22 protein-coding genes are annotated in these 24339 nt (G+C 65.0%); 7 read left to right on the forward strand and 15 right to left on the reverse strand.

Annotated features, from left to right (window positions below; translation table 11 throughout):
* Positions 1-63: 63 nt before the first annotated feature.
* Complete coding sequence (locus IQ16_RS13760; RefSeq protein ID WP_018645584.1) at positions 64-837, reverse strand: ferredoxin--NADP reductase; 774 nt, start codon at positions 835-837, stop codon at positions 64-66.
* A 157-nt stretch (positions 838-994) separates the two neighbouring features.
* Here IQ16_RS13760 and IQ16_RS13765 point away from each other — a divergent pair, with 157 nt between their 5' ends.
* Both IQ16_RS13765 and IQ16_RS13770 read left to right on the forward strand, forming a co-directional pair.
* A complete protein-coding gene (locus IQ16_RS13765) occupies positions 995-2191 on the forward strand; it encodes an amidohydrolase family protein (RefSeq protein ID WP_018645583.1) in 1197 nt (398 codons plus the stop codon).
* A gap of 125 nt (positions 2192-2316) precedes the next feature.
* On the forward strand, positions 2317-3012 hold the full coding sequence (locus tag IQ16_RS13770; RefSeq protein ID WP_018645582.1) for a hypothetical protein: 696 nt from the start codon (positions 2317-2319) through the stop codon (positions 3010-3012).
* A 5-nt stretch (positions 3013-3017) separates the two neighbouring features.
* Here IQ16_RS13770 and IQ16_RS13775 read toward each other — a convergent pair whose 3' ends face one another.
* The 9 genes from IQ16_RS13775 to IQ16_RS13815 form a co-directional block, all read right to left on the reverse strand.
* On the reverse strand, positions 3018-3389 hold the full coding sequence (locus tag IQ16_RS13775) for a hypothetical protein (protein WP_026312406.1): 372 nt from the start codon (positions 3387-3389) through the stop codon (positions 3018-3020).
* 178 nt (positions 3390-3567) lie between these two features.
* Entirely contained in the window at positions 3568-4035 is a 468-nt protein-coding gene (locus IQ16_RS13780) for a MarR family winged helix-turn-helix transcriptional regulator (RefSeq protein WP_018645580.1), read from the reverse strand.
* Positions 4036-4060: 25 nt separating this feature from the next.
* Positions 4061-4765 (reverse strand): ABC transporter ATP-binding protein, encoded by a 705-nt coding sequence (locus tag IQ16_RS13785; RefSeq protein ID WP_018645579.1) that lies wholly within the window; start codon positions 4763-4765, stop codon positions 4061-4063.
* On the reverse strand, positions 4762-5553 hold the full coding sequence (locus IQ16_RS13790) for an ABC transporter ATP-binding protein (protein WP_018645578.1): 792 nt from the start codon (positions 5551-5553) through the stop codon (positions 4762-4764). The genes IQ16_RS13785 and IQ16_RS13790 overlap by 4 nt, the downstream gene beginning before the upstream one ends.
* Positions 5550-7439, reverse strand: coding sequence for an ABC transporter permease (locus IQ16_RS13795; RefSeq protein ID WP_018645577.1), 1890 nt, complete (start codon positions 7437-7439; stop codon positions 5550-5552). The genes IQ16_RS13790 and IQ16_RS13795 overlap by 4 nt, the downstream gene beginning before the upstream one ends.
* A 171-nt stretch (positions 7440-7610) precedes the next feature.
* Entirely contained in the window at positions 7611-8813 is a 1203-nt protein-coding gene (locus tag IQ16_RS13800) for an ABC transporter substrate-binding protein (RefSeq protein ID WP_018645576.1), read from the reverse strand.
* An 80-nt stretch (positions 8814-8893) separates the two neighbouring features.
* Positions 8894-9478: an amino acid synthesis family protein gene (locus IQ16_RS13805; protein WP_018645575.1), complete on the reverse strand. Its 585-nt coding sequence runs from the start codon at positions 9476-9478 to the stop codon at positions 8894-8896.
* A gap of 15 nt (positions 9479-9493) precedes the next feature.
* Positions 9494-10390: a UPF0280 family protein gene (locus IQ16_RS13810; RefSeq protein ID WP_018645574.1), complete on the reverse strand. Its 897-nt coding sequence runs from the start codon at positions 10388-10390 to the stop codon at positions 9494-9496.
* A complete protein-coding gene (locus IQ16_RS13815; RefSeq protein ID WP_020608002.1) occupies positions 10387-11844 on the reverse strand; it encodes a hypothetical protein in 1458 nt (485 codons plus the stop codon). The genes IQ16_RS13810 and IQ16_RS13815 overlap by 4 nt, the downstream gene beginning before the upstream one ends.
* Before the next feature lie 252 nt (positions 11845-12096).
* On the opposite strand from IQ16_RS13815, the gene IQ16_RS13820 reads away from it, so the two are divergent.
* Positions 12097-12579: a (2Fe-2S)-binding protein gene (locus IQ16_RS13820; protein WP_145831523.1), complete on the forward strand. Its 483-nt coding sequence runs from the start codon at positions 12097-12099 to the stop codon at positions 12577-12579.
* Positions 12579-16100 carry a molybdopterin cofactor-binding domain-containing protein gene (locus IQ16_RS13825; protein ID WP_018645571.1) on the forward strand — a complete coding sequence of 1174 codons (3522 nt, stop codon included), beginning with the start codon at positions 12579-12581 and terminating at the stop codon, positions 16098-16100. Before IQ16_RS13820 ends, IQ16_RS13825 begins: the two co-directional genes overlap by 1 nt.
* Positions 16101-16113: 13 nt before the next feature.
* On the opposite strand, the gene IQ16_RS13830 is transcribed toward IQ16_RS13825, so the two are convergent.
* Positions 16114-17082, reverse strand: a complete 969-nt coding sequence (locus IQ16_RS13830) for a catechol 2,3-dioxygenase (protein ID WP_018645569.1) — start codon at positions 17080-17082, stop codon at positions 16114-16116.
* Positions 17083-17226: 144 nt separating this feature from the next.
* Entirely contained in the window at positions 17227-17682 is a 456-nt protein-coding gene (locus IQ16_RS46545; protein ID WP_244635675.1) for a hypothetical protein, read from the reverse strand.
* On the opposite strand from IQ16_RS46545, the gene IQ16_RS13835 reads away from it, so the two are divergent.
* From IQ16_RS13835 to IQ16_RS13845, 3 genes are all read left to right on the forward strand, one after another.
* Positions 17675-19267, forward strand: a complete 1593-nt coding sequence (locus tag IQ16_RS13835; protein WP_244635677.1) for an ATP-binding protein — start codon at positions 17675-17677, stop codon at positions 19265-19267. The two genes, IQ16_RS46545 and IQ16_RS13835, sit on opposite strands and share 8 nt — an antisense overlap.
* Before the next feature lie 217 nt (positions 19268-19484).
* The gene (locus IQ16_RS13840; RefSeq protein WP_018645567.1) at positions 19485-20066 is read left to right on the forward strand and encodes a peroxidase-related enzyme; all 582 of its coding nucleotides are present in this window, start codon (positions 19485-19487) and stop codon (positions 20064-20066) included.
* A gap of 10 nt (positions 20067-20076) precedes the next feature.
* Positions 20077-20571 (forward strand): MgtC/SapB family protein, encoded by a 495-nt coding sequence (locus IQ16_RS13845; RefSeq protein WP_018645566.1) that lies wholly within the window; start codon positions 20077-20079, stop codon positions 20569-20571.
* A gap of 24 nt (positions 20572-20595) precedes the next feature.
* Here the strand turns inward: IQ16_RS13845 and IQ16_RS13850 are convergent, their stop codons facing one another.
* From IQ16_RS13850 to IQ16_RS13860, 3 genes are read right to left on the reverse strand one after another with little or no spacing between them, the layout of a single operon-like run.
* On the reverse strand, positions 20596-20820 hold the full coding sequence (locus IQ16_RS13850) for a hypothetical protein (RefSeq protein ID WP_080648124.1): 225 nt from the start codon (positions 20818-20820) through the stop codon (positions 20596-20598).
* Positions 20821-20824: 4 nt separating this feature from the next.
* Positions 20825-21967: a PepSY-associated TM helix domain-containing protein gene (locus tag IQ16_RS13855; RefSeq protein WP_018645564.1), complete on the reverse strand. Its 1143-nt coding sequence runs from the start codon at positions 21965-21967 to the stop codon at positions 20825-20827.
* A 6-nt stretch (positions 21968-21973) separates the two neighbouring features.
* On the reverse strand, positions 21974-23941 hold the full coding sequence (locus tag IQ16_RS13860; RefSeq protein ID WP_145831541.1) for a TonB-dependent siderophore receptor: 1968 nt from the start codon (positions 23939-23941) through the stop codon (positions 21974-21976).
* Positions 23942-24339: the final 398 nt, after the last annotated feature.

The raw sequence follows: 24339 nt of genomic DNA on the forward strand, positions 1-24339 counted from the left end.
CTAGATTCTCATTTTGACGCGTTTTCTTGACGCGAACCGGTACCCACTTCGCTCGAAAACGCTTTAGCGCTCGGCAAAGGCCTTTTCGACCACGAACTGAGCCGGCTCGCCGTGATTGCCCTCGACGAAGCCGCGCTCACCGAGCAGCACGCGGGTATCCGCCACCAGCGCCGGGCTGCCGCAGATCATGACGCGATCATGGGCGGCTTCCAGCGCCGGCAGGCCGATATCGGTGAACAGCTTTCCTGATGTGATGAGGTCGGTGATGCGGCCGCGGTTGCGGAAGGGATCGCGGGTCACGGTCGGGTAGTAGATCAGCTGGCTCTGGATGTACTCGCCGAGCAGCTCGTCCTTCGGCAGATGCTCGGTGATCATCTCGCCATAGGCGAGCTCCTTGACGTGCCGGCAGCCGTGCAGCAGCACCACCTTCTCGAACCGCTCGTAGGTTTCGGGGTCCTTGATCACGCTCAGGAACGGCGCAAGGCCGGTGCCGGTGCCGATGAGGTAGAGGTTGCGCCCCTCCTCCAGATTGTCGATCACCAGCGTGCCGGTGGCCTTGCGGCTGACGATGATCTCGTCGCCTTCCTTCAGATGCTGGAGCCGCGAGGTCAGCGGACCGTCCGGCACCTTGATCGAGAAGAACTCCAGCGTGTCCTCGTAATTGGCGCTGGCGACGCTGTAGGCCCGCAGCAGCGGCTTCTCGCCGACCTTGAGCCCGATCATGGTGAACTCGCCGTTGCGGAAGCGGAAGGTCGGGCTGCGGGTGGTCTTGAAGGAGAACAGCGTGTCGGTCCAGTGGTGGACGCTCAAAACGCTTTCCTGATTGAAATTGCTCATCTCACCCTTCCGTTTCGCTTCTGTGCGGTTCCGAGGCGGTCAGCTATGCGTCGTTTGTACACGATCATTCGTATACTAATGAATAATCCGGCTTGATCCCGCGGTCAAGGCTGCCCAAGATCGGAAGCGTTGCAGTTAGGAATAAGGAGCCCCTTCCATGGCGCATGACGCACCCCAGGCCACCGGACCCTCGAAGCTGGTGATCCGCAATATCGGCCTGATCCTGTCCGGCGCGCTGGAAAAGCCGATCCTGGACGGCGACACCATCGTCGCCGAGAACGGCAAGATCACCGCGATCGGCCGCTTCAAGGACCTCGATACCGAAGGCGCGACCACCATCGTCGAGGCCAACGGCACGACCGTCGCGCCCGGCCTGATCGACAGCCATGTCCACCCCGTCGCCGGCGACTGGACGCCGCGGCAGAACCAGATCGGCTGGATCGACAGCAATCTGCATGGCGGCGTCACCACCATGATCTCCGCCGGTGAAGTGCACATGCCGGGCAGGCCCCGCGACGTCGTCGGGCTGAAGGCCATGGCGATCTTCGCCCAGCGCGCCTTCTGGAATTTGCGGCCCGGCGGCGTGAAGGTTCACGCCGGCGCGCCCGTGATCGAATGCGAGATGGTCGAGGAGGATTTCAGGGAACTGGCCGCGGCCGGCGTCAAGCTGCTCGGCGAGGTCGGCCTCGGCGGCGTCAAGGACGGCCCGACCGCGCGAAAGATGGTCGGCTGGGCGCGCAAATACGGCATCCAGAGCACCATCCACACCGGCGGCCCCTCGATCCCCGGCTCCGGCCTGATCGACAAGGACGTGGTGCTGGAGGCCGACACCGACGTGGTCGGCCACATCAATGGCGGCCACACCGCCCTGCCCGACGACCAGATCCGCTGTATCTGCGAGGGCTGCAAGCGCGGCCTCGAGATCGTGCACAACGGCAATGAGCGCTCAGCCCTGTTCACGCTGCGCATTGCGCGCGAGATGGGCGACCTGCACCGCGTCATCCTCGGCACCGACGCGCCCGCCGGCTCCGGCGTGCAGCCGCTCGGCATCCTGCGCATGGTGTCGATGCTGTCCTCGCTTGGCGATCTGCCGGCCGAGCTCGCGTTCTGCCTTGCCACCGGCAACACCGCGCGGATGCGCCAGCTCGACTGCGGCCTGATCGAGGTCGGCCGTTCCGCCGACTTCGTCATCATGGACAAGGCCCAGCACTCGCCCGGCAAGAACATCCTGGAGAGCGTCCAGCTCGGCGACCTCCCCGGCATCGGCATGACCATCATCGACGGCATCGTGCGCACCCAGCGCAGCCGCAACACCCCGCCCGCCGGCCGGGTGCCGGAGGTGGTGGCGAAGTGACGCAGCCGGAGCGGCCCGCCGCTCCGCATCGCCCCTCGAAGGCGTTGAACAAGTCTGCTGCCTGCTGCGTCTAATGCAGGCAGCCCTCGGCGGCGGCAGTTCCTTGCTGGACCATCGAGGGCAACATGAAGAACTCATCGCGAATAGGCGTCGGCATTGCTGGCGCGGTAGCGGGCTATATCGCGGTCTTTGTGCTGTTCTCCATCCTCGATTTCGGCAACCGCGCGGACCCGATCACATCGGGCCTGTTGGGACTGTTCTTCTACTCTCCCATCGGCGCGATCGCCGGCGCGGTGCTTGCCAGCTGGCTGGTGACGCGTTCGGGCAAGGATAAGGATGCAGGCAATGGCAGCGCCGCGCGCAACAGCCTGAAGTCGCTCGGCGTCGTCGTCCTGCTCTGCGTCGCCGGTATCGGCATCTACATCGCCTACGCCTATGCGACCGCGACGCCCTGGCTCAACCGGAACGGCAACAATCCCCTGCTCGTGTTCGAGGTCCGTTTTCCGGCCGGAGTAAAAGTGCCGGCGACCGCGCAGGGCATCACCATCGAGCTGCAGACCGACCTCAACACCATGCCGGGCGAAGTGACGCCCGCCGCCTTCTATCGCGACGGCGACCAGCCCGTCATCGCGGGCGAGGTCGAGCTGGCCTTTCGCACCTCGCACCGGCAGCTCGCGGTCAACATCCAGGGCCAACCGAGCCGGGTCTATCCGATCGATCTGACGGCCCGGGCGCCGCATACACCGGAATTCGGGACGTGGCGGCGACTCGCTGACGGCAGCGAAATCCGCTACCGCGCCAAATGGCCGGGAAAGACGTAAGGGGATCAGCGCTTCTTCGCGATCTCACAACGCACATAGGTCTGGCGTTTGGCCTGTCCGACCGGGCCGTTGTCCATCACCAGCCTGCCGTCCGCCGCGATGGACACCCGGGGATTGGAGCGAAACTTCTCGCCTTCGCCTTCGCAGGCGAGCTTCATTGTCCAGCCAAGCTTGCCGTCGGCGGTGATCTCGCTAGCGCGGCATCGTGTCTCGTACCAATAGAGACGATTACCGCCCTCGATGCTCATGCGGTTGGCGCTGTCCTGATCGCGGCAGTCTTTTCTGGTGGATGCCCAGAAGCCTTCGTAGGGCTGGGCGGCAAAGGCGGGGGCCGCAACAAGACTCAGAATTATCGCAAGCTGTGTCGCTGCTCTCATGCCGGAAACCTCGATGACGTCCTCATCGAAGTTAGTCGCCAGTCCCCGCAGCTTGTTCAACTGCCGTAGGGTGGGCAAAGGCGCGAAGCGCCGTGCCCACGATCTCTTGCCGATTGAGGCGATGGTGGGCACGCTTCGCTTTGCCCACCCTACGGCACCGCCGTCTACCGCACCTTCCTCACCGCAGCTTGTTCAACAACGCCATCAGCGTCTCGCGCTCCTTGGCGTCGAGCGGGGCCAGCGTCTCGCGCGTGATCGCCAGCGCATTGGGCGCGAGCTTCTCCGCAAGCTGCTGACCGGCCCGCGTCAGGCTCACCAGCAGGCGACGGCCGTCCTCGGGATCCTGGCTGGTCTCGGTCAGGCCGCGCGCCGTGAGACGATCAATCACGCCCTTGATGGTGGCGACATCCATTGCCGTCAGCCGGCCGAGCTGGTTCTGCGAGCACGGACCGGTCTCGGCGAGTTTTGACAGCGCCGCCCATTGCGTCGGTGTCAGATTGGTGCCGATGTCGCGGGAGAAGATCGAGCTGTGACGCTGCCAGACCTGGCGTAGGATGAAGCCGACCTGCTCGTCGAGCACATAAGGCGGCTTGCTCAGCGCTCTGGCCGGTTTGCCGTTCTTCTTCGCCGCAACGCTTCTCGCCATCCGCTCGCTGCCCTTCCCCTTGCCTTCACAACGACAGATGCGCGTCGCGGATGTCCGGACGCGCGTCGAGCTCGGCCATGGTGCCGCCGAAACAGATGCGGCCGCGCTCGATGATGTAGGCGCGATCGGAGATCAACCGCGCGAAATGCAGATTCTGCTCGGAGACGACGATGCTGACGCCCTCCTTCTTCATGGTCAGGATGGCATCGACCATCTGCTCCACGATCTTCGGCGACAGGCCTTCCGACGGCTCGTCAAGCAACACCAAGGACGGATTGCCCATCAGCGTGCGCGCGATCGTCAGCATCTGCTGCTCGCCGCCGCTCATGCGCCCGCCGGGGCGGTTCTTCATCTCGCCGAGATTGGGAAACAGCGCGAACAGTTTTTCGCGCGTCCAGTGCGGCGCATTCGGACGCTTGGACTGTTTGCCGACCTCGAGATTCTCTTCCACCGTCAGGTCAGTGAAGATACGCCGCTCCTCCGGCACGTAGCCGAGGCCATCGCGCACGATCTCATGGGTCGGTTTCGCCGAAACGTCCTTGCCCTCGAACATGATGCGGCCGGAGCGCTGCGCCACGAGGCCGACGATCGAGCGGAACGTCGTCGACTTGCCGGCGCCGTTGCGCCCCAGCAGCGCGACCACCTCGCCCTCCCCGACCTCGAAGCCGATGTCGAACAGGATATGCGCCGGGCCGTAATGGCTGTTGAGGTCTTGCACCGTGAGCTTCATGTCGATGCTCCCTCGCGATGCCCGGCCTCGTAAAGCAGGCCCTCGCCAAGATAGACCGCCTGCACTTGCGGATTGCTGCGCACCTCGGCCGGCGAGCCCTCGGCGATCAGCGTGCCGCGGTTGAGCACGATGATGCGGTCGGCATGCTCGAACACCACGTCCATGTCGTGCTCGGTGAAGAGAACGCCGATCGATTTTTCGCGCGCGATCTGCGCGGTCAGCCGCATCAGATCGACGCGCTCGCGCGGCGCCATGCCGGCGGTCGGTTCGTCCATCAGCAGCAGCTTTGGCTCATTGGCGAGCGCGACCGCGAGCTCGAGCCGCTTGAGGTCGCCATAGGCGAGCTCGCCGCAGGGACGATCCGCATAGCCGCCCATGCCGACCAGCTCGAGCAGCCGGCCCGCTTCGCTACGATCGAAGTTCGGCGCCGAGCCAAAGAGATTGAACAGCTGCTTCCCGTGCGAGATCAGCGCGACCTGGACATTCTCGCGCACCGTCATGGTGGCGAAGGTCGCGGTGATCTGGAAGGTGCGGCCAACGCCCATCCGCCAGATCTCGCGCGGCTTCTTGCCGGTGGTCTCCTCGCCGAGCAGGCGGACATGGCCCGAGTCAGGCTTGTTCTGGCCGTTGAGCATGTCGAAGCAGGTGCTCTTGCCCGCTCCGTTCGGCCCGATCAGCGCCAGGATTTCGCCCGCGCGCAGCGAGAACGAGACGCCGCGCACGGCATGGATGCCGCCATAGGATTTGGTCAGGCCTTCGACCGCGAGAAGTGGGGGTGCAACGCTCATTCGGCGGACTCGATCGGCTTGGCAAGCAAGGGGGATCCCGGCGGCGATGACTTTCTGCGGCGCTGCGCCAGCATCTCCAGCATGCCGACGATGCCCTTGGGGAAGACGACGACGATCAGCACGATGAAGCCGCCGAGCACGAGTTTCGACAGATCGGTCTGGCTGACCAGCCAGATGTTGAGTGCCTTGTAGACGATGGCGCCGATCACAGCGCCCGACACCGTCTCGACGCCGCCGAGCAGCACCATGACCAGCGCATCGACCGAGAGCGAGATGCCGAGATTATCAGGGAAGACGCTGCCCTTCAGATACGCGAACAGCGCCCCGCCGATGCCGGCGGTGGTGCCCGCGATCACGAAGGCGGTCCACTGGATCCGCTTGGCGTTGATGCCGATCGCCTCGGTGCGCAGCAGCGAGTCGCGCGTGGCCCGCAGCGCGTAACCGAATGGCGAGAACACCATGACCCGCAAGACGATCGTGACGAGCGCGGCAACGCCGAGCGCCAACCAGTAGAAATGCGACGGGCTCGCCGCCCACTTCTCGGGCCATACACCGAGAATGCCGTTGTCGCCGCCGGTGACACTGACCCACTGGAACGCAATCGACCAGACGATCTGCGCGAAGGCCAGCGTCAGCATGGCGAAATAGACGCCGGAGAGCTGCACGGCAAAGAAGCCGAATACGGCGGCGCCCATGCAGCCGAGCAGCGGCCCGAGCAACAGGCACACGATCATCGGCAGTCCTGCCATCTTGGCGAGGAAGGCGATGCCGTAGGCGCCGAGGCCGAAATAGGCGGCATGGCCGAACGAGGCGAGCCCGCCGACCGACATCAGGAAGTGCAGACTGACCGCGAAGATCACGAAGATCGCGATCTCCGAGCCGACGGTCAGCGCGTAATTGCCGGCGAACAGCGGCAGCGTCGCCGCGATGACGAGCGCCGCCAGCGAGGCCAGCCGCTCGTTCGACGTCAGCGGCCGCCACGGATTGACCGTGAGACCCGGCGTCTTGCGCGCCGCCGCCTCCGGCTTGCCGAACAGGCCCCAGGGCCGCACGATCAGCACCACCGCCATCACCAGGAAGACCAGGATGATGGAAATCTTCGGGAAGATCAGGATGCCGAAAGCGTTGAGCTCGGAGACCAGCACCGCGGCGACGAAGGCGCCGACGATGCTGCCGAGGCCGCCGATCACGACCACGACGAACACCTCGACGATGATGCGCAGGTCCATTGCGTGGTGCACGGCATCGCGCGGAATCTGGAGTGCGCCGCCGAGGGCGGCGAGGAAGACGCCGACCGCGAACACCGATGTGAACAGCCATTTCTGATTGACGCCGAGCGCTGCGACCATGTCGCGGTCCTGCGTCGCCGCGCGCACCAGCACGCCCCAACGCGTGCGCTGGAACAGCAGCCAGAGAATGCCGAGCACGACCGGGCCGAGCACGATCAGGAACAGATCGTAGCTCGGGATGTTCTGGCCGAAGAAATCGATCGCGCCCTTGAAGCCCGGCGCGCGGCGGCCGACGAGATCGTCGGGACCCCAGACCAGCACGACCAGATCCTCGACCATCAAGGTCAGGCCGAAGGTCGCGAGCAGCTGAAAGAGTTCGGGCGCATGATAGATCCGGCGCAGCAGCACCATCTCGACCAGCACGCCGATCAGTGCCACGGCGAGTGCGGCCAGCACGATGCTGCCCCAAAAGCCGAACGCGCCGGAAAGGCGCTCCGTCAGCGTGAAGGCAATGTAGGCGCCGATCATGTAGAAGGCGCCGTGCGCGAAATTCACGATCCGGGTCACGCCGAAGATGATCGACAGGCCCGACGCCACCAGGAACAGCGACGCTGCGCTGGCGAGACCGGTCAGAAACTGTACGACGTAAAAGGCCATCTTCGGTCCGGGTTGGGTCTGAATTTCACCTCTCCCCGCTCTTGCGGGGAGAGGTCGGATCGCCCCTGCGATCCGGGTGAGGGGCTCTCTCGACGAGCGCGGGGCGTGGAGAGAGCCCCTCACCCCAACCCTCTCTCCGCAAAAGCGGGGAGAGGGAGAGATAAAGAAGCATCAATCCTTCGGACGCAGCTTCTCGACTTCGGCGTCGCTCGGCAGATAGTCCGCGCCCTTCTTGTACGACGAATCCACCATCACGCCCTTGCCGTCCTTCAGCGCGGTCTTGCCGACGTAAGCGCCGAGCGTCGACTGGTGGTCGATCTTGCGGAAGGTGATCTCGCCGAAGGGCGAGCCCATCGACAGACCCTCAGCCGCGGCAATCAGCTTCTCCGGATCGGTCGAGCCGGCCTTCGCGAGAATGGCGGCCGCCGACTTGATGGTCTGGTAGCCGACGATCGAGCCGAGGCGCGGATAGTCGTTGTACTTGGCCTGATAGGCCTTCAGGAACGCGTCGTGCTCGGGCGTCTTGATCGAGTACCAGGGATAGCCGGTGACGATCCAGCCCTCCGGCGTCTCGTCCTTGAGCGGATCGAGATATTCGGGCTCGCCGGTCAGGAAGGACACGACCTCGCGTCCCTTGAACAGGCCGCGCGTGTTGCCTTCGCGTACGAGCTTGACGAGGTCGGCGCCGAAGGTGACGTTGAGGATCGCTTCGGGATTGGCGGCGGCAACCGCCTGCACCACCGGCCCCGCATCGATCTTGCCCTGCGGCGGCCACTGCTCGTCGACCCACTGGATGTCCGGGCGCTTCTCCGACATCAGCTTCTTGAACACGGCGACCGCCGACTGGCCGTACTCGTAGTTCGGCGCGATCGTCGCCCAGCGTTTCGCGGGCAGCTTGGCGGCAGCCTCCACCAGCATCGCCGCCTGCATGTAGTTGGAGGGACGCAGGCGGAACGTGTACTTGTTGCCCTTGGACCAGGTCACCGCGTCCGTCAGCGGCTCGGCCGCGAGGAAGAACACCTTTTTCTGGTTGGCGAAGTCGCTGACCGCGAGGCCGATGTTCGACAGGAACGTGCCCGTCAGCATTGCAACGCCCTCGCTGGAGACGAGCTCATTGGCCGCGGTCTGCGCATCGGCCGGCTTGCCGCCGTCGTCCTTGGAGATGACGACCAGCTTCTTGCCGTTGATGCCGCCGGCCGCGTTGATCTCCTCGACCGCGAGCTGCCAGCCCTTGCGATAGGGCTCGGTGAACGCCGGCAGCAGCGAATAGCTGTTGATCTCGCCGATCTTGATGTCCTGCGCCACGGCCGAATGGGCCATGCCGCCCGCCAGAAGCGCGAAGGCCGCGCCCACAAAATAGTTTCTCGCTCGCATCCCAACCTCCAGTTTTGAACTCTCTACGTCTTCAGCGCGATCTTGTCGGGGAAGCTGTGCCCGCCTCCCCGGTTCAAACCCTATCTCAGTCCGTCTTCGCCCTTGACTTCCGCAACCGTCAGCCCGCCGACACGCGGCAGGGGACGGCCGCTGTCGGTGACGGCGACCGCGACCATGATCTCGTTGGCGCGCGGCGCATCGTTGATCTGCACCTCCATGCCGTCGAAATGACTGCGCACGAAGGCCGCGTCCTTGTGCCCGAGCGGAATATCGAGCGTCGTGCCCGGACCGCTACGCTTCTTCGACGAAGGGATCAGCGCCGCGCCCTTGCCCAGAACCTTGCGCACCGGCGCGCCCATCTTGGGGTGAAGGATAGCGGCGGCATGCTCCAGCTCGCCGTTCTCGCCGACCGCTGCGGCCTTGCCGTAGCTCTGTGCCTTCGCGCCTTCGATGCCGAGCGCCGCCACCGCGCGCTTCGACAGGAGCTCGCCGAGCTCCTCGCCGATCGCGATCAGCGGCGAGAGATCCTCGACATATTTTCCGGCAAAGGGATTTTCGATCACGGCGATCGCGGCGGCACGCCGGGTCGGCGGCGAGACCTGGCGGCCCATCTCCATCTGCGTCTCTTCGACGACGGTGACGATCTTGCGGATGATCGCGCTCATGTTTCGCTTCCCTGTTCAGGCACAGACCGCGTTCTCCAGCGCAAGCGGGCGCGTTCGTTGCTCTTCTATATCCTTAGGTCCGATGACAAGCATATCACCACAAAGCCGCAGCACGGCACCCTCGATCAGTCCGCGATCGAACAATTGCCGTGCACATTCCGCGCCAGAATCCAGCGCGGCTGCGATCTCATTGTGAGACAATTCGCCGACCTCGCGGGTCACGAGACGCGCGCCGAGATCGCTGTCGGGCTGAAGCTCGCTCGCGGGCTTGCGGATGATGGCGGGATGCCCGGGCAGATCGACGGCGTTGGCGATGACAGTCGCGGCCGCATCGGCCTGCGAGGCTGTCGCCGCGAGCACCGTCACGGCGTCCGCGATCCCGAGCGAAAAGCTGCGGCCGTGGCGTCCGCTGGTCGCGATGCCGCGCACGGGATCATCCGCATCGACCCTCATGGTCCGCATCACGCCGTCGCGGTCCGGCCGGTCCATCAGGCCGACGGCAAAATGCGTGCTCTTGCCGAGATGCAGCGCGATGTCGCCGCCATTGTTGACATAGGCCCGATCAAGCGTCGCGGCGCCCAGCATCGCGCCCAGAATCTCCTCCGCCACGCTGCCTGCGACCGCGGCCATGGGCGTAATGAAGCAACCAGAGGCATAAGGCGCGACAGCGGCGTGCATGCGCCGCGCAACCACGCCCTTCAACGACGTCCGCGTCCCGGCCGCCCCCCGCAGCTCCGGCAGTTCCGCACAGAGCTCGTCGAGCAGTCCGGTAAACCGCCGCGCCGCAGCCTCATAAGCTGCGCGCACTGCGTCCGCGCGCCCCCTCGCCTCGACGATCAGATCAATCGGTCCATCCTGCAAATGCAGCCGCCGGCCATCAGACAGCAATGCGATTTGCGGGAGCCGTGTCATGCCCGAGGTCCCGGAATCGGGTTCTGCCAGGGCAGCTGGCGAACATCCTCGCCGCTCTGCACCTCCGAGAGTGGCTTCACGTAATCCATGTGTCCGCCGAGCGCGGCATAGTCCGTCAGCTTCATCGTGAACTCGATCGGCGCGACCAGCGCGGGTGTCGGCACGTAGCCGAACGCGCCCGAAGGCATCTGAGTGACATCGACCATGTAGGTGATGCCGCCGCCCGGCCAGACATAGACAGGCGCGCCGCCGCTGGTGACGCGCGTCAGCGCGTCCTTCACCGAGCGCGTCAGCCGCACCGGATTGTCGGTGACACCGGCGCGCAGCGAGCCGCCGGCACCGGCCATGAACAGCACCGTGCACAGCGCCGGCTCGCAATTCTCCTGGATGCGCTCGACCGAGAATTTCAGATCGGCGGGCATCTCGGTCTCGACCGGATTCAAGGCCTCGTCGAGCACGTAATACGACGAATGCTCGCCGGTTGTGGACACCATCAGCATGGTCAACCCGGCCTTCGCCTCCTTCTTGTCGAAGGGCCCGAGGATCGCAAGCGGATCGGAGATGTTGGTGCCGCCCCAGCCCGTACCGGGATCGGCCACCTGGAAGTAGCGGCCGGGCGTCGAGCGGCGGCCCTTCATCTTGATGCCGGTGTCGGCGATGTCGAGCAGCTTGCCGGCCTGGTGCTCCGAAAGCACGCCGGTGATGTGGTCGTCGACCACGACGACTTCGTCGACCTTGCCGTGCCATTGCTTGGCGAACATGCCGATCGTCGCCGAGCCGCAGCCGACGCGCATGCGCTCTTCCTTCGCGCCATTGACGATCGGCGGCTGGCCGGCCTGCACCACAACGGTCGCACCGCCATCGATGGTCAGCTCCACCGCCTTGCAATTGGCGAGGTCCATCAGCGTGTCGCAGGTGACGCGGCCCTCCTTCTTGGAGCCGCCGGTGAGATGATGCACGCCGCCGAGCGACAGCATCTGCGAGCCGTATTCGCTGGTGGTGACATGGCCGACCGCCTCGCCCTGGGCGCGCACGGTCGCGGTCTCGGGGCCGAGATAGCGGTCGGTGTCGATCTTCACCTTGATGCCGCAATAGGAGAAGATGCCCTCGGTGACCACAGTCACCATGTCGACGCCGTCGACCTCCGCGGAGACGATGAACGGCGCCGGCTTGTAGTCGGGATAGGTCGTGCCGGCGCCGATTGCGGTGACGAAGGTCGAAGGCTCGTGGACGATCTTGCCGTCCCAGTCTTCCGTGCGGCTGAACGGAACGAGCTTGCCGCCATGCGAGACGGTGCGCTCCAGGATCACGTGCGGATCGACGCGGACGAGCTTGCCATCGTGGTTGGCATAGCGGTCGCAGGCGCCCGCCGCGCCCGGCTTGATGTAGCACATCACCGGACAGGCATCGCAGCGGATCTTGTCGGTGGCAGCGCTCGTTGTTTCCATCACCATATCGAAGGCCAGCGGAGACGTCGTTATCATTCGTATACGAACGATGTTGCGCGCGGTCCCCTGGAGCTGTCAAGCGGCGGTGCAGCGCAAAAGATGCCGCTGCCGCATAAAACCTCATTTGCCTATCGGCTCTGTCCACAAAGAAGGCAGTCGCGCTGCAGTGCGGCATGCCCGGCTTGCACGTTTGTGTACAAACGGTATCGTCGCGACGTAGAATTTTTACGACTGCTCTTGTTGGGCTTGGGAACAGGGATGACGCAGACACCGATCCGCCTCACCGTGAACGGCAGGATCCATGAGGTCGCTGCAGAGCGCCAGACGCCGCTGCTCTATGTGCTGCGCAACGATCTCGCGCTCAACGGCCCGAAATATGGTTGCGGTCTCGGCGAATGCGGCACCTGTACTGTCCTGATCGACGACGCCGCGGCGCGCTCCTGCGTGATTCCGCTCGGCGGCTGCGCCGGCCGCGACATCGTGACGCTCGAAGGCCTCGGCACGCGCGACAAGCCTGATGTCGTGCAGCAGGCCTTCATCGACGAGCAGGCCGCGCAATGCGGCTACTGCCTCAACGGCATGATCATGACCACCAAGGCGCTGCTCGCGCAGAACCCAAGTCCGACCGAGCAGGAGGCGCTGGCGGCGCTGCGCTACAATCTCTGTCGCTGCGGCACGCATGTCGAGATCCTGCGCGCGGTGATGCGCGCATCGGGTCAGCTCACCGAGGCCGCAGATTGATGGACTCCCCTGTTTCGAACGGAGCTGGGCGGCAAACGGGTTCGCTCGTCGTCGCCCGCAGCGTGGACGAGGTCACATCCGAGACCTTCATCCGCATCACCGCGGACGGCTCGGTCACCGCCTATAATGGCCATGTCGATCTCGGCACCGGCATCCGCACTGCGCTGGGCCAGATCGTGGCCGAAGAGCTCGATGTCTCCTTTGCGCGCGTCGTCGTCGTGCTCGGCGACACGGCCGTGGTGCCGAACCAGGGCGCTACGATCGCGAGCGAGACCATCCAGATCACCGCCGTGCCCCTGCGCAAGGCCGCAGCGCAAGCGCGGCACTTCTTGATCGCACGCGCGGCCGAACGGCTGGAGCTACCGGCCGCCGACCTCAAGATCGAAGACGGCCTCGTGCGCGGACACAACCGCAGCGTCAGCTATGGCGAGCTGATCGCCGGCGAAGAGATCCGGCTCGAGCTCGAAGACGACGTCGCTGTGAAGTCTGTCGGCGATTACGCCATCGTCGGCCACTCCGTCCCGCGTGTCGACGTGCCGGCCAAGGCCACGGGCGAATTGACCTTCGTCCACGACATCCGCGTACCGGGCATGCTGCATGGCCGCGTGGTGCGCCCGCCCTATGCCGGTGTCGATGCCGGCCCGTTCGTCGGCACCAGCCTGCTCGCGGTCGACGAATCCTCGGTGCGCGACATCCCCGGCGTCGTCGCCGTCGTCCACATCGGCGATTTCGTCGGTGTCGTTGCCGAGCGCGAGGAGAACGCGATTCGCGCCGCCGAACAGCTCAAGCTGAGCTGGAAGCCGACGCCCTCCCTCACCGATCTTGCCGATGTCGAGACCGCACTGCGCGCCAATCCCTCGACGCCGCGCACGCTGATCGACAAGGGCGAGGTCGACAAGGCAATTGCCGGCGCGGCCAGGCCGATGCAGCGCACTTACGTCTGGCCGTATCAGATGCACGCCTCGATCGGCCCGTCATGCGCGGTCGCCGATTTTCAGGACGGCAACATCCGCGTCTGGTCCGGCACGCAGAACCCGCACGTCCTGCGCAGCGATCTCGCGCTGCTGATCGAGCGTCCCGAGAGCGAGATCGAGGTCGTCAGGCTGGAGGCTGCCGGCTGCTACGGCCGCAACTGCGCCGATGACGTCACCGCCGACGCGCTGCTGCTCTCGCGCGCGGTCGGCCGCCCCGTCCGCGTGCAATTGACGCGCGAGCAGGAGCATGCCTGGGAGCCCAAGGGCACCGCGCAGCTCATCGACGTCAATGGCGGGCTCGATGCCGACGGCGGCATCGCCGCCTACGATCTCGCCACGCGCTATCCCTCCAATGCCGCGCCGACTCTCGCGCTGCTGCTCACCGGCCGCATCTCACCCGATCCCGCCGTGCTCCAGATGGGCGACCGCACCGCGATCCCGCCTTACGATTACGACCACATGCGCGTCGTCGCCCACGACATGGCGCCGATCGTGCGCGCCTCCTGGTTTCGGGGCGTCTCGGCGTTGCCGAACACGTTTGCGCATGAATCCTATATCGACGAGGCCGCGACCGAGGCCGGTGTCGATCCCATCGCATATCGCCTGCGCTATCTGAAAGACCCGCGCGCCGTCGACCTCGTCAATGCGGTGGCCGAGCGCGCGGGCTGGACGCCGCGGCCGGTTCGCGAGGACAAGGATGGCGAGGTCGTGCACGGGCGCGGCTTTGCCTATGCGCTCTACGTCCACAGCAAGTTTCCAGGCTATGGCGCGGCGTGGTCGGCCTGGGTCACAGACGTCGCGGTGAACAAGACCACCGGCGACGTCAGCGTCACGCGCGTCGTCGCGGGGCAGGATTCCGGGTTGATGATCAATCCGGACGGCGTCCGCCACCAGATCCACGGCAATGTCATCCAGTCGACCAGCCGCGCGCTGATGGAGGAGGTCTCGTTCGAGCGCGGCGCGGTGGCGGCGCGCGAATGGGGCGCCTATCCGATCATCCCTTTCCCCGACGTGCCCAAGATCGACGTCCTGATGCTGCCGCGGCCGGATCAGCCGCCGCTCGGCGTCGGTGAGTCCGCTTCGGTGCCGAGCGCGGCGGCGATTGCGAACGCGATTTTCGATGCCACCGGCGTTCGCTTTCGCGAGCCGCCATTCACGCCGGAACGCATCCTGAAGGGGCTGCACGGGGAAGCATCGCCGGTGCCGCAAGCCCTGCCCGCGCCCCCAGCCTCGCGAACGTCCCGCATCTGGGAAAGTCCATTCGCCAAGCGCGCCGGCATCTTCGCGACGATTGCGGCCGTCTGCACCGCCGCGATCGGCCTCGGTGCGGCGCTCCTGCCCGGCCGCGCCATTGCACCGATCGCGCGGCCCGATGCCTCAGTCTATTCCGCCGCGACGATCGCGCGTGGCCAAGAGCTCGCAGCGCTCGGCAATTGCGCGGAGTGCCACACCAGCCTCAGCGGCGCGTCCAGCGCCGGCGGCCGCGCGCTGGAGACGCCTTTCGGCACGATCTATTCAACCAACATCACGCCCGATGTCGAGACCGGCATCGGCGCCTGGTCCTATCCCGCCTTCGAACGGGCGATGCGCGATGGCCTGCATCGCGACGGGCGCCAGCTCTACCCCGCCTTCCCTTACACGCATTTCGCGAGGACCAGCGACGCCGACCTGCAGGCGCTCTACGCCTACCTGATGGCCCAGCCCGCGGTGCGCGCGACAGCGCCCGCCAACACGCTCGCCTTCCCGTTCAATCTCCGTCCGCTGCTCGCGGGCTGGAATGCGCTGTTCCATCAGACGCAGGAGTTCAAGCCCGATCCCGCCAAGTCCGAGCAATGGAATCGCGGCGCCTATCTCGTCGAGAGCCTCGGCCATTGCAGCGGCTGCCATTCGCCGCGCAACGCGCTCGGCGCCGAGCAGCGCAAGGCCTATCTCGCCGGTGGCTTTGCCGAGGGCTGGGAAGCACCGCCACTAACCTCGCTCTCGCACGCGCCGATCCCGTGGAACGAGGACGAGCTCTACGCCTATTTGCGCACCGGCCATTCGCGCTATCACGGCGTCGCCGCCGGCCCGATGGCGCCAATCGTCAGGGACCTCAAGGCCCTGCCCGACCGGGACATCCGCGCGATGGCGGTCTATCTCAACTCGTTCAACGACACCGCGACCGAAATGCCGGACGCGCTTGCAGCACGGCTGGAAAGCGCGACGCAGGTCACCGTCGCCTCCTCCACCGGCGCGCGCCTCTATCAAGGCGCCTGCGCCGTGTGCCACGAGGTCGGTGGCCTGCCGCTGTTCGGCAGCCGACCCTCGCTCGCGCTCAACAGCAATCTGCACGGTGCGACATCGGACAATCTCGTGCAGGTGATCCTGCACGGCATCACTGAACCGGTCTCGAGCGATCTCGGCTACATGCCGGCGTTCAGGAACAGCATGAGCGACGCACAGCTCAAGGAGCTCGTCACCTTCCTGCGCCGGCAGTTCGCGCCGGACAAGCCGGCGTGGACCGGCGTGCGGGAGACGATCGCAAGGGTGAGATCGTCCACACACTAAGAGAAGCGCGCAATCAAGCGTGCTTCTTCGCCTCCACCGGCGGCGTGCCGTGGGTGTGGAACGACTCGATCGTCTTCAATCCCCAGGCCTGGCCCTTCTTGCGCTCCTCTTCCGTCCACACGATCGGCTTCCAGTCGGGCGCGAGGATCAGGCGCGCGCCGGCATTGGCGACCTCCACGCGGTTGCCGCCGGGCTCGTAGACATAGAGGAAGAAGGTCTGCTGGATCGCGTGCTTGTGCGGACCGGTCTCGATGTAGATGCCGTTCTCAAGGAAAATATCCGCAGCGCGAAGAATCTCCTCGCGGCTGTCGAGCGCATAGGTGACGTGGTGGAAGCGGCCAGGTGTGCCGGAATGATCGAGCGAATAAGCAAAGTCGTAGCTCTTGTTCGACATCGTCAGCCACATCGCCGCCTCGCGGCCATCGTTGAGCACGATCTGCTCGGTGAGGCGGCAGCCGAGATAGTTTTCGAAGAACTCGCGGTTCGCCTTGATGTCGACGGCGAGGCAGTTGAGGTGATCGAGGCGGCGGACATTGACGCCGCGCGCGGGAAAGCGCTGCGCCTGGTTCTTCAGCGCGGGCTTCAGCTCCGGCGGCGCCTGATACCATTCGGTCTCGTAATAGAGCTCGACGATGTGGCCGTCAGGGTCGCGGCAGCGGAACGTCGGCCCCTGCCCCATGTCGCCGTCGATCCAGCCGATGTCGAAGCCGGATCCCATCAGCGCTGCAACACGGCGCTCCAGCGCCTGCTGGCTGCGCGCGCGCAGCGCCATGTGCTCCATGCCCGACGTCTTTGACGCCGTGAGCTTGAGCGAATAGCGCTCGTAATCGTCCCAGCCTCGCAAGTAGACGGACTCACCCTTCTGGCCGCTGACGGTCATGCCCATCACGTCGACGAAGAATTTCAGGCTCTCGTCGGGCTTCGGCGTCAGCAATTCCATGTGGCCGAGATGGGCGAGATCGAGGATCGGTTCCGGCTGCATGCTTTCCTCCAGGGCTTGTCCAGTAAGGCGTGGCTGCGTTCCGCCTGACCGACGGCGCGATTGAGACGCGGGACACAACGACGCGCGTCTCTGCGCGGCGCCGCACGATTTCATTTGTACTAATGTACAAATGATTAGGTCCCGTCAACAAATCAACCACCATCCCCCGCTGTAAACGGCGCCCCGTGGGTCCGGCAGGGCGTCGCGCGACCGGAGGCAGCCTGCCCGAATGGTAAAATCTTCCTTAAGGTCGCCTCGCCTCCGGCCGCCGGGAAATGCAGCGTTTTCTCGGCGATTTCGTCCATAAAGATGCATTTGCAACAAAGCTTCCGACCGAATTACCGCGGATTTGACGGAGCGGGCGCGCCCGGCGTTTAACCGTTTGTCCAGCGACGCCCGCGCATAGTCTGGAACAAATTCCTCGCTCTTGCCGGGTTCATTCATCGTGACATCCTTTGGACGCGTGATTTCGGTACGTGGCTCGCTCGCCCGGGTCGGGCTTCTGGCGGCCAGCCAAATGCCGATCTCGGAGGTTCGGGCCACCGTCGGCCGCTTCGTCAGCATTCGCTGCGCCAGCTCGGTCATCGTCGCGATGATCACCGAGGTCTCCTGCGAGAATTTGTCGAGCACGGACAATTACATCGCCATCGCCTCGGTCGACCTGCTCGGCGAAATCCTCAACGCCGCCGACAAGGCCAAATTCCAGCGCGGCGTCACCAATTATCCGACCATCGGCGATGCGGTCGACCTGATCACGAGCCAGGAGTTGCGCACGATCTACGCGCCGACCGGATCGGACCAGATCAATGTCGGCTTCCTGCAGCAGGACCGCTCCGTCGTCGCCTATGTCGACGTCGAGGAAATGCTCTCGAAGCATTTCGCCGTGCTGGGCTCGACCGGCGTCGGCAAATCGACCGGCGTCTCGCTGCTGCTCAACGAGATCCTGAAGGCGCGGCCGAACCTGCGCATCTTCCTGCTCGACGTCCACAACGAATATGGCCGCTGCTTCGGCGACCGCGCGCTGGTGCTGAACCCGCGGAACCTGAAGCTGCCGTTCTGGCTGTTCAACTTCGAGGAAATCGTCGACGTGCTGTTCGGCGGCCGCGCCGGCGTGCCCGAGGAGCTCGACGTCCTTGCGGAAGTGATCCCGCTCGCCAAGGGCATCTACACCCAGTATCAGAACTCCGATCGCCTCGGCCTGAAGCGCATCGATCCCAAGCAGATCGGCTTCACCGTCGACACGCCGGTGCCGTACCGCCTGGTCGACCTGATCTCGCTGATCGACGAGCGCATGGGCAAGCTGGAAAACCGCTCCTCGCGCATCATCTACCACAAGCTGATCTCGCGCATCGACGCTGTGCGCAACGATCCGCGCTACGCCTTCATGTTCGACAACGCCAATGTCGGCGGCGACACCATGGCCGAGGTCATCAGCCATCTGTTCCGCCTCCCCGCCAACGGCAAGCCGATGACGGTGATGCAGCTCGCCGGTTTCCCGGCCGAGGTCATCGACTCCGTCGTGTCTGTTCTTTGCCGCATGGCGTTCGATTTCGGCCTGTGGAGCGACGGCGTTTCCCCGATGCTGTTCGTCTGCGAGGAAGCGCACCGTTACGCCTCCGCCGACCGCAATGTCGGCTTCGGCCCGACCCGCAAGGCGGTGTCGCGCATCGCCAAGGAAGGCCGCAAATACGGCGTCTATCTCGGCCTCATCACGCAGCGCCCCGCGGAGCTCGACGCCACCATCATCTCCCAGTGCAACACGCTGTTCACGATGCGTCTTGCCAACGACCGCGACCAGGCGCTGCTGCGCGCCGCGGTGTCGGATGCGGCCGCGAACCTCCTGTCCTTCGTGCCCTCGCTCGGCACCCGCGAGGTGCTGGCGTTCGGCGAAGGCGTCGCGCTGCCGACCCGTCTGCGCTTCAAGGAGGTGCCGCCGCACCAATTGCCGCGCGGCGAAGCCACCATCAGCAGCGTTCCCTCCCTCACGTCCGGCCACGACATGCATTTCGTCGGCGCCGTGCTGGAGCGCTGGCGCGGCGCCACCTCGCAGCGCGACGTGCCGAACGATCCGGTGTTCTCGGCCCCGCCCACGAAGACGATGTCCAGCCTCGAAGCCCCGATGCTGCAGCCCTCGATGGGACTCGATCCCGATCGCTTCTCGCTGCTGAAGAAGCCGCTGCGGTAGAAGGCTCTCGTGTCCCGGACGCGCTGCAGCGTGAAACGCTGCTGCGCAGAGCCGGGACCCACGCCACGTCAACTCAACACTCAGGAGACACTGGGCCCCGGCTCTGCAGCGCACCGCTGAAGAAGCGCTGCGCTGCGTCCGGGGCACGAGAGCGGTACATTGAGGCCGCCGCCCGCATCGACTATGGTTGCCGGCCTAAAAGCCGGAATCCAAACACATGACAAAGACCGCCACGCAACGCTTCCCCGCTCCCGCTCTCGACACGCTCCCCGAGGACATCCGCACCCGCCTCCTCGGCGTGCAGGAAAAGAGCGGCTTCGTGCCGAACGTGTTCCTCACCCTCGCCTACCGCCCCGACGAGTTCCGCGCCTTCTTCGCCTATCACGACGCGCTGATGGAGAAGGACGGCGGCCTGACGAAGGCCGAGCGCGAGATGATCGTGGTGGCGACCTCGGCCGCCAATCAGTGCCAGTATTGCGTGATCGCGCATGGCGCGATCCTGCGCATCCGCGCCAAGAATCCGCTGATCGCCGACCAGGTCGCGGTGAACTACCGCAAGGCCGACATCACACCGCGCCAGAAGGCGATGCTCGATTTCGCGATGAAGGTCTCCGCCGATGCGCAGCGCGTCTCGGAGGAGGATTTCGCCGTGCTAGAGCCGCATGGCTTCAGCGACGATGACATCTGGGACATCGCCGCGATCTCCGCCTTCTTCGCGCTGTCGAACCGGCTGGCGAACTTCACGGGCATGCGGCCGAACGAGGAATTCTATCTGATGGGACGCCTGCCGAAGAAATGACAGAAGGGCATTGACCGTGCTGGACTGGCCCGAGATCCTTTTGCGCCTCGGCGTCGCCACGCTCGCAGGCTGCGCCATCGGCCTCAATCGTGACCTGCACGGCAAGCCGATCGGGCTGAAGACGCTCGGCATCGTCGGGCTCTCGACCGCCACCGTCGTGTTGCTGGCCGTGCAGTTCGCCGAGGCCGGCAAGATCACCGATGCGGCGAGCCGCGTCATCCAGGGCATCCTCACCGGCATCGGCTTCCTCGGTGCCGGCGTGATCGTCCACGAAAGCGAAAGGTTTCGCGTCCGCGGCCTCACCAGTGCCGCCTGCACCTTCCTCGCCGCCTGCCTCGGCATCGCCTGCGGCGTCGGCGAGTGGCCGATCGTCGGCACGGCACTGACGCTGGCCTTCCTGATCCTCACCATCGGCAACCGCACCGAGCACTGGCTCCACCGGATGCTCGGTGGCAGGCACGAGGCGCATGACGTCGAAAGCGGCCCGGAAGAGCGGCACCCGTAAGCGCCCCGTTCGCCGGTTCCGCGGTCAGTGCGAGCGACCTGCGCGGCGCCAGTAGAAGGCCGCAAGCGCGACCGGCAACGAAAGTGCCAGCCACGACAGGCCATCCCAGATCCCATCTCCAACGAGCGCCAGACCAAGCCCGGCGGCGCAGACCAGGCCGACGAGGAGCGGCACCCGGAACACATCCCAGGCACTTCTGTGGTGCCGGGCCGGGTTCGGAAAGTCCGCCTTGGGAACGGAAGGGAGCATGGGACTAGACACCGACTGCTTCGGTCCGGCCTGCGCCGAGCGGCTTGCCGCGGACCGACGATCTCCTCGCCGCCCAGAGATAGATTCCACTGACGAGCACGATGATCGTCATCACGTCCAGAACCGCCCAGACGATCTTCAGCGGAAGCCCGCCATAGTCGCCGAAATGCAGCGGGCGCGAGACCTGAAGCGTCTTCAGATACCAGGGCACTTCGGGCGCGACGATCGTCTTGCCGTCATTGGCGTCGACCAGCATCGGCTGGAGCATGCGCGCCGTGAAGGGCGTCGCGCCCTTGGTCCAGACGACGAGGTGCTGCGGGCTGCCGAAGCGCGCCGACGTCGGCATCGTCACCGAGGTGACCAGGCGATCCGGAAATCTTGACCGGACGAGCTCGACCGCGGCCTGAACCGAAGGGATCGGAGCCACGGGCTTGCCCAGATGAGGCGCCAGCAACACGGGAATGAGCTGCGCCCGCCATAGGTCGAACAGCGGCGTCGCCAGCGTGTTGATCATGCCGGTGAGGCCCACCACCATCGTCCAGGTCACGGTGACGATGCCGAGGAGATTATGGGTGTCGAGCCATTTGACGCGAGGCGACGATCTCCGGCGGATCGTGCCGAAATCCAGCCGCCGCATGAACGGCCAGTAGACCACGATGCCGGATATGATCGACACGGCGAACACGAGGCCCATCGCCCCGAGAAACAGTTCGCCGGGGAGCCCTGCGAACATGTCCTTGTGAATTCGCAAAACGATGTCCATGACGCCCTGATGCGGCGCCTCCTCTCCAAGTACATCGGCCGTACGCGCATCGAGCGTCAGACGATGGAAGTTTCCCGGAGCCGGGATCGCGGTCGGCGAAACCGCGACCGTCACCAGCGGCTCGGTTTGCTTGAGATTGAGCAGCAGGACGTATTGACCGGGAAAGCGCGCCTGGGCAGCCGCGATCATCCGGTCGAGCGAGAGACGCGGCGTGCCTTCCGGCATCGCGGGCGCCGCGATCTCATCCTCGAGCAGATCGTCGATCTCGTCGTGAAAGACCAGCGGCAGCCCCGTCACGCACAGCATCAGCAGGAACAGCATGCACACCAGCGAGGTCCAGGTGTGAACTCTGGACCATAGCCGGATCGTGCGCGCTTGAACCATGGTGCCCTACCAGCGATAGCTGAGCGTGCCCGTGACGGTGCGCGGGCTGGTGTATTGGCAGCCGCCATTCGTCGTGCAAGCGAGAGTGACGCGGTCGGCGATGTTCTTCACATTCAGCGCCAGGTTTACGCCCTTCGGCTGGCGATAATGCAGGCCGGCATCGAACACGACGTAACCTTCGTTGACGATGGTGTTGGTGGTATCGGCAAAGGTTGGCCCGTTGTAGCGAATGCCGCCGCCAAGTCCCCAGCCATCCCAGGTGCCGCCCTGGACCGTATAGTCGACATAGGCGGATGCGAGCTGGCGGGCCACCAGCGTCGGGACCTTGCCGAGGTCGGCGGCAGTGGTGGTTTGCGTCACCTTCACGTCCATATTGGTATAGGTCGCCACGAGGTTCAGCCCCGGTACGATCTGCGCTAGCGCCTCGAACTCGACGCCGCGCGAATTGACCTCGCCGAGCTGGGTGCTGAAGTTGAGATGTGCGGGGTCAGTCGTCAGCGAGTTCTGCCGCGTCAAGTCGAACAGTGCCACCGTCATCAGCAGGGTCCGCGACGGCTGGTACTTGACGCCGACTTCATGCTGCTGTGCCGTGGTCGGCTTGAAAGGGCTGCCTCCAAAGTCCGTGCCTGGCGTCGGGAGGAAGGATTCGGAGTAGCTGTAGTAGGGCGCCACTCCGGAATCGAACACGTACGAGACCGCCCCTCGCTTGCTGAAGGCCGAGTCCTTCGTATCGGTGCTTTTGTTGGCCACCAACGCATAGGTGTTCTGTTCGGACGCGTCATACCGTCCACCCAATGTGAAGATCCAGTTCTGGAGCTTCATCTGGTCCTGCACATAGACGCCCACCTGATCGATCGCCTGGTTCGCCGAGGGGGTGACGAGCGTAGTCGGAACGACGACGGCCTGGTCGTAGATCGGATTGATTTTGCTGAGCGGCGGCGCAGCTCCGGAATATGTCCGGTCCGTCATGTTGAACGTCAGATAATCGACGCCGGAGACCACCGTATGCTGAAGCGGCCCCATGCTGAACTTGCTGATGAGGTGATTGTCGGTCGACAGCGAGTCGGACTGCTCCAGCGTGTGCACCGCGCGCCGCGCAAAGACTGTGGTCGTATCGACCGGACTTCCGACGAACGTCAGGTAGCGATAGTCGAGCTCGCTGTGGCCGTAGCGGGCCTTCAATTCGAAGATCAGATTGTTGCTGAAGCGATGCTCGAACTGGTAGCCGATGCGCTCCTGCTCCTGATCGAATTTGTTGTAGCTGGGATCGCCAAGGAACAGCGGCAGCGCCGTGACACCGGTGATCTTCCCGCCGCTCACATGAGCCATCGACAGCGGAAAGGCGTTTCCGGTCAGGTCGTGGGTATAGTCGGCGAGAATGGTCAGCGTCGTGTCGTTGGTCGGCTTCCAGGTCACGGCCGGCGCGATATAGGTCCGGTTGTCCTTCACGTAGTTGGAGAAGTTGGCGATCTGCGCATCGGAATCCCTGAACACGCCTGTCAACCTGTAAAGGAGCGTCCCATCCTTGGTCGCGGGCCCGCCGAAATCGAAGGCGCCCTGAAACCGGTCGTAATTGCCGAATTGACCGACGATTTCGCCGAAGGCCTTATCGGGCGGCCGCTTGCTGATGACGTCGACAAGACCGCCCGGAGCGCCCTGCCCGTACATGACCGAGCTCGGCCCCTTGATGACGTCGATGCGTTCGAAGCCGTAGGGCTCGTTGCGGAACAGCGAAAAGAAGGCGGGATCGCCAACCTCGCGAAGCCCGTCGCGATAGGCGCCGTAGCCGTTGTTGTCGAAGCCGCGGATGAAGACGTTGTCGAAGCGCGGGTCCTTGCCGCCCGGCTGGATGGCAAGACCTGCGACATACTGCAATCCTTCGACCAGCGTCGTGACCGAGCGGGCATCGAGCTGATCGCGGCTGACGACGGAAACGGATTGAGGCGTCTCGAGGATCGGCGTGTCGGACTTCATCGCAGCCGAGCTGACGACGGGTACAAAACCCCTCACCGGATCCGTACCGCGTTCCGTTACAGCGGTGGCCGACTGAGAAGCCGCTTGAGGCGTCTGTCCTGCCGCGCGTGATCGCGTGCGCTGGGTGCTCGCCGATCGCGAGCTGCGCGCCGCCGTGACCTGGCGCTTGCTTGGGCGGCTTTGCTCGACCACGACGGGCGGAATGTCCGATGCTCCGCTTGCGCTTTGGGCTTGCGCGCTGCCGCCGAAGGCAATGGCGGGAGGAAGTGCGAGAAGACCGCACAAGACCGACACGCGCCCGCGCTTCGTTGCGCGTGCGTCAAACACAAATTCCAGCATTCCCAGTCCCCAAATTTACGGGGACGACCATGCGAACACTCCGAATGCACAATCAAAGA

This window comes from Bradyrhizobium huanghuaihaiense (genome assembly GCF_007830635.1).
Classification (GTDB): Bacteria; Pseudomonadota; Alphaproteobacteria; order Rhizobiales; family Xanthobacteraceae; genus Bradyrhizobium; species Bradyrhizobium huanghuaihaiense.

Bases quoted from the DNA above. Each gene is read 5' to 3' on its own strand.
- IQ16_RS13785 (WP_018645579.1), bottom strand. From the start codon at position 4,765: ATGAAGCTCACGGTGCAAGACCTCAACAGCCATTACGGCCCGGCGCAT.
- IQ16_RS13815 (WP_020608002.1), bottom strand. From the start codon at position 11,844: ATGGTGATGGAAACAACGAGCGCTGCCACCGACAAGATCCGCTGCGAT.
- IQ16_RS13760 (WP_018645584.1), bottom strand. From the start codon at position 837: ATGAGCAATTTCAATCAGGAAAGCGTTTTGAGCGTCCACCACTGGACC.
- IQ16_RS13795 (WP_018645577.1), bottom strand. From the start codon at position 7,439: ATGGCCTTTTACGTCGTACAGTTTCTGACCGGTCTCGCCAGCGCAGCG.
- IQ16_RS13830 (WP_018645569.1), bottom strand. From the start codon at position 17,082: ATGCAGCCGGAACCGATCCTCGATCTCGCCCATCTCGGCCACATGGAA.
- IQ16_RS13770 (WP_018645582.1), top strand. From the start codon at position 2,317: ATGAAGAACTCATCGCGAATAGGCGTCGGCATTGCTGGCGCGGTAGCG.
- IQ16_RS13855 (WP_018645564.1), bottom strand. From the start codon at position 21,967: ATGGTTCAAGCGCGCACGATCCGGCTATGGTCCAGAGTTCACACCTGG.
- IQ16_RS13840 (WP_018645567.1), top strand. From the start codon at position 19,485: ATGACAAAGACCGCCACGCAACGCTTCCCCGCTCCCGCTCTCGACACG.
- IQ16_RS13780 (WP_018645580.1), bottom strand. From the start codon at position 4,035: ATGGCGAGAAGCGTTGCGGCGAAGAAGAACGGCAAACCGGCCAGAGCG.
- IQ16_RS13825 (WP_018645571.1), top strand. From the start codon at position 12,579: ATGGACTCCCCTGTTTCGAACGGAGCTGGGCGGCAAACGGGTTCGCTC.
- IQ16_RS13805 (WP_018645575.1), bottom strand. From the start codon at position 9,478: ATGAGCGCGATCATCCGCAAGATCGTCACCGTCGTCGAAGAGACGCAG.
- IQ16_RS13860 (WP_145831541.1), bottom strand. From the start codon at position 23,941: ATGAAGTCCGACACGCCGATCCTCGAGACGCCTCAATCCGTTTCCGTC.
- IQ16_RS13800 (WP_018645576.1), bottom strand. From the start codon at position 8,813: ATGCGAGCGAGAAACTATTTTGTGGGCGCGGCCTTCGCGCTTCTGGCG.
- IQ16_RS13765 (WP_018645583.1), top strand. From the start codon at position 995: ATGGCGCATGACGCACCCCAGGCCACCGGACCCTCGAAGCTGGTGATC.
- IQ16_RS13850 (WP_080648124.1), bottom strand. From the start codon at position 20,820: ATGCTCCCTTCCGTTCCCAAGGCGGACTTTCCGAACCCGGCCCGGCAC.
- IQ16_RS13810 (WP_018645574.1), bottom strand. From the start codon at position 10,390: ATGACACGGCTCCCGCAAATCGCATTGCTGTCTGATGGCCGGCGGCTG.
- IQ16_RS13820 (WP_145831523.1), top strand. From the start codon at position 12,097: ATGACGCAGACACCGATCCGCCTCACCGTGAACGGCAGGATCCATGAG.
- IQ16_RS13790 (WP_018645578.1), bottom strand. From the start codon at position 5,553: ATGAGCGTTGCACCCCCACTTCTCGCGGTCGAAGGCCTGACCAAATCC.
- IQ16_RS13835 (WP_244635677.1), top strand. From the start codon at position 17,675: ATGATCACCGAGGTCTCCTGCGAGAATTTGTCGAGCACGGACAATTAC.
- IQ16_RS13775 (WP_026312406.1), bottom strand. From the start codon at position 3,389: ATGAGAGCAGCGACACAGCTTGCGATAATTCTGAGTCTTGTTGCGGCC.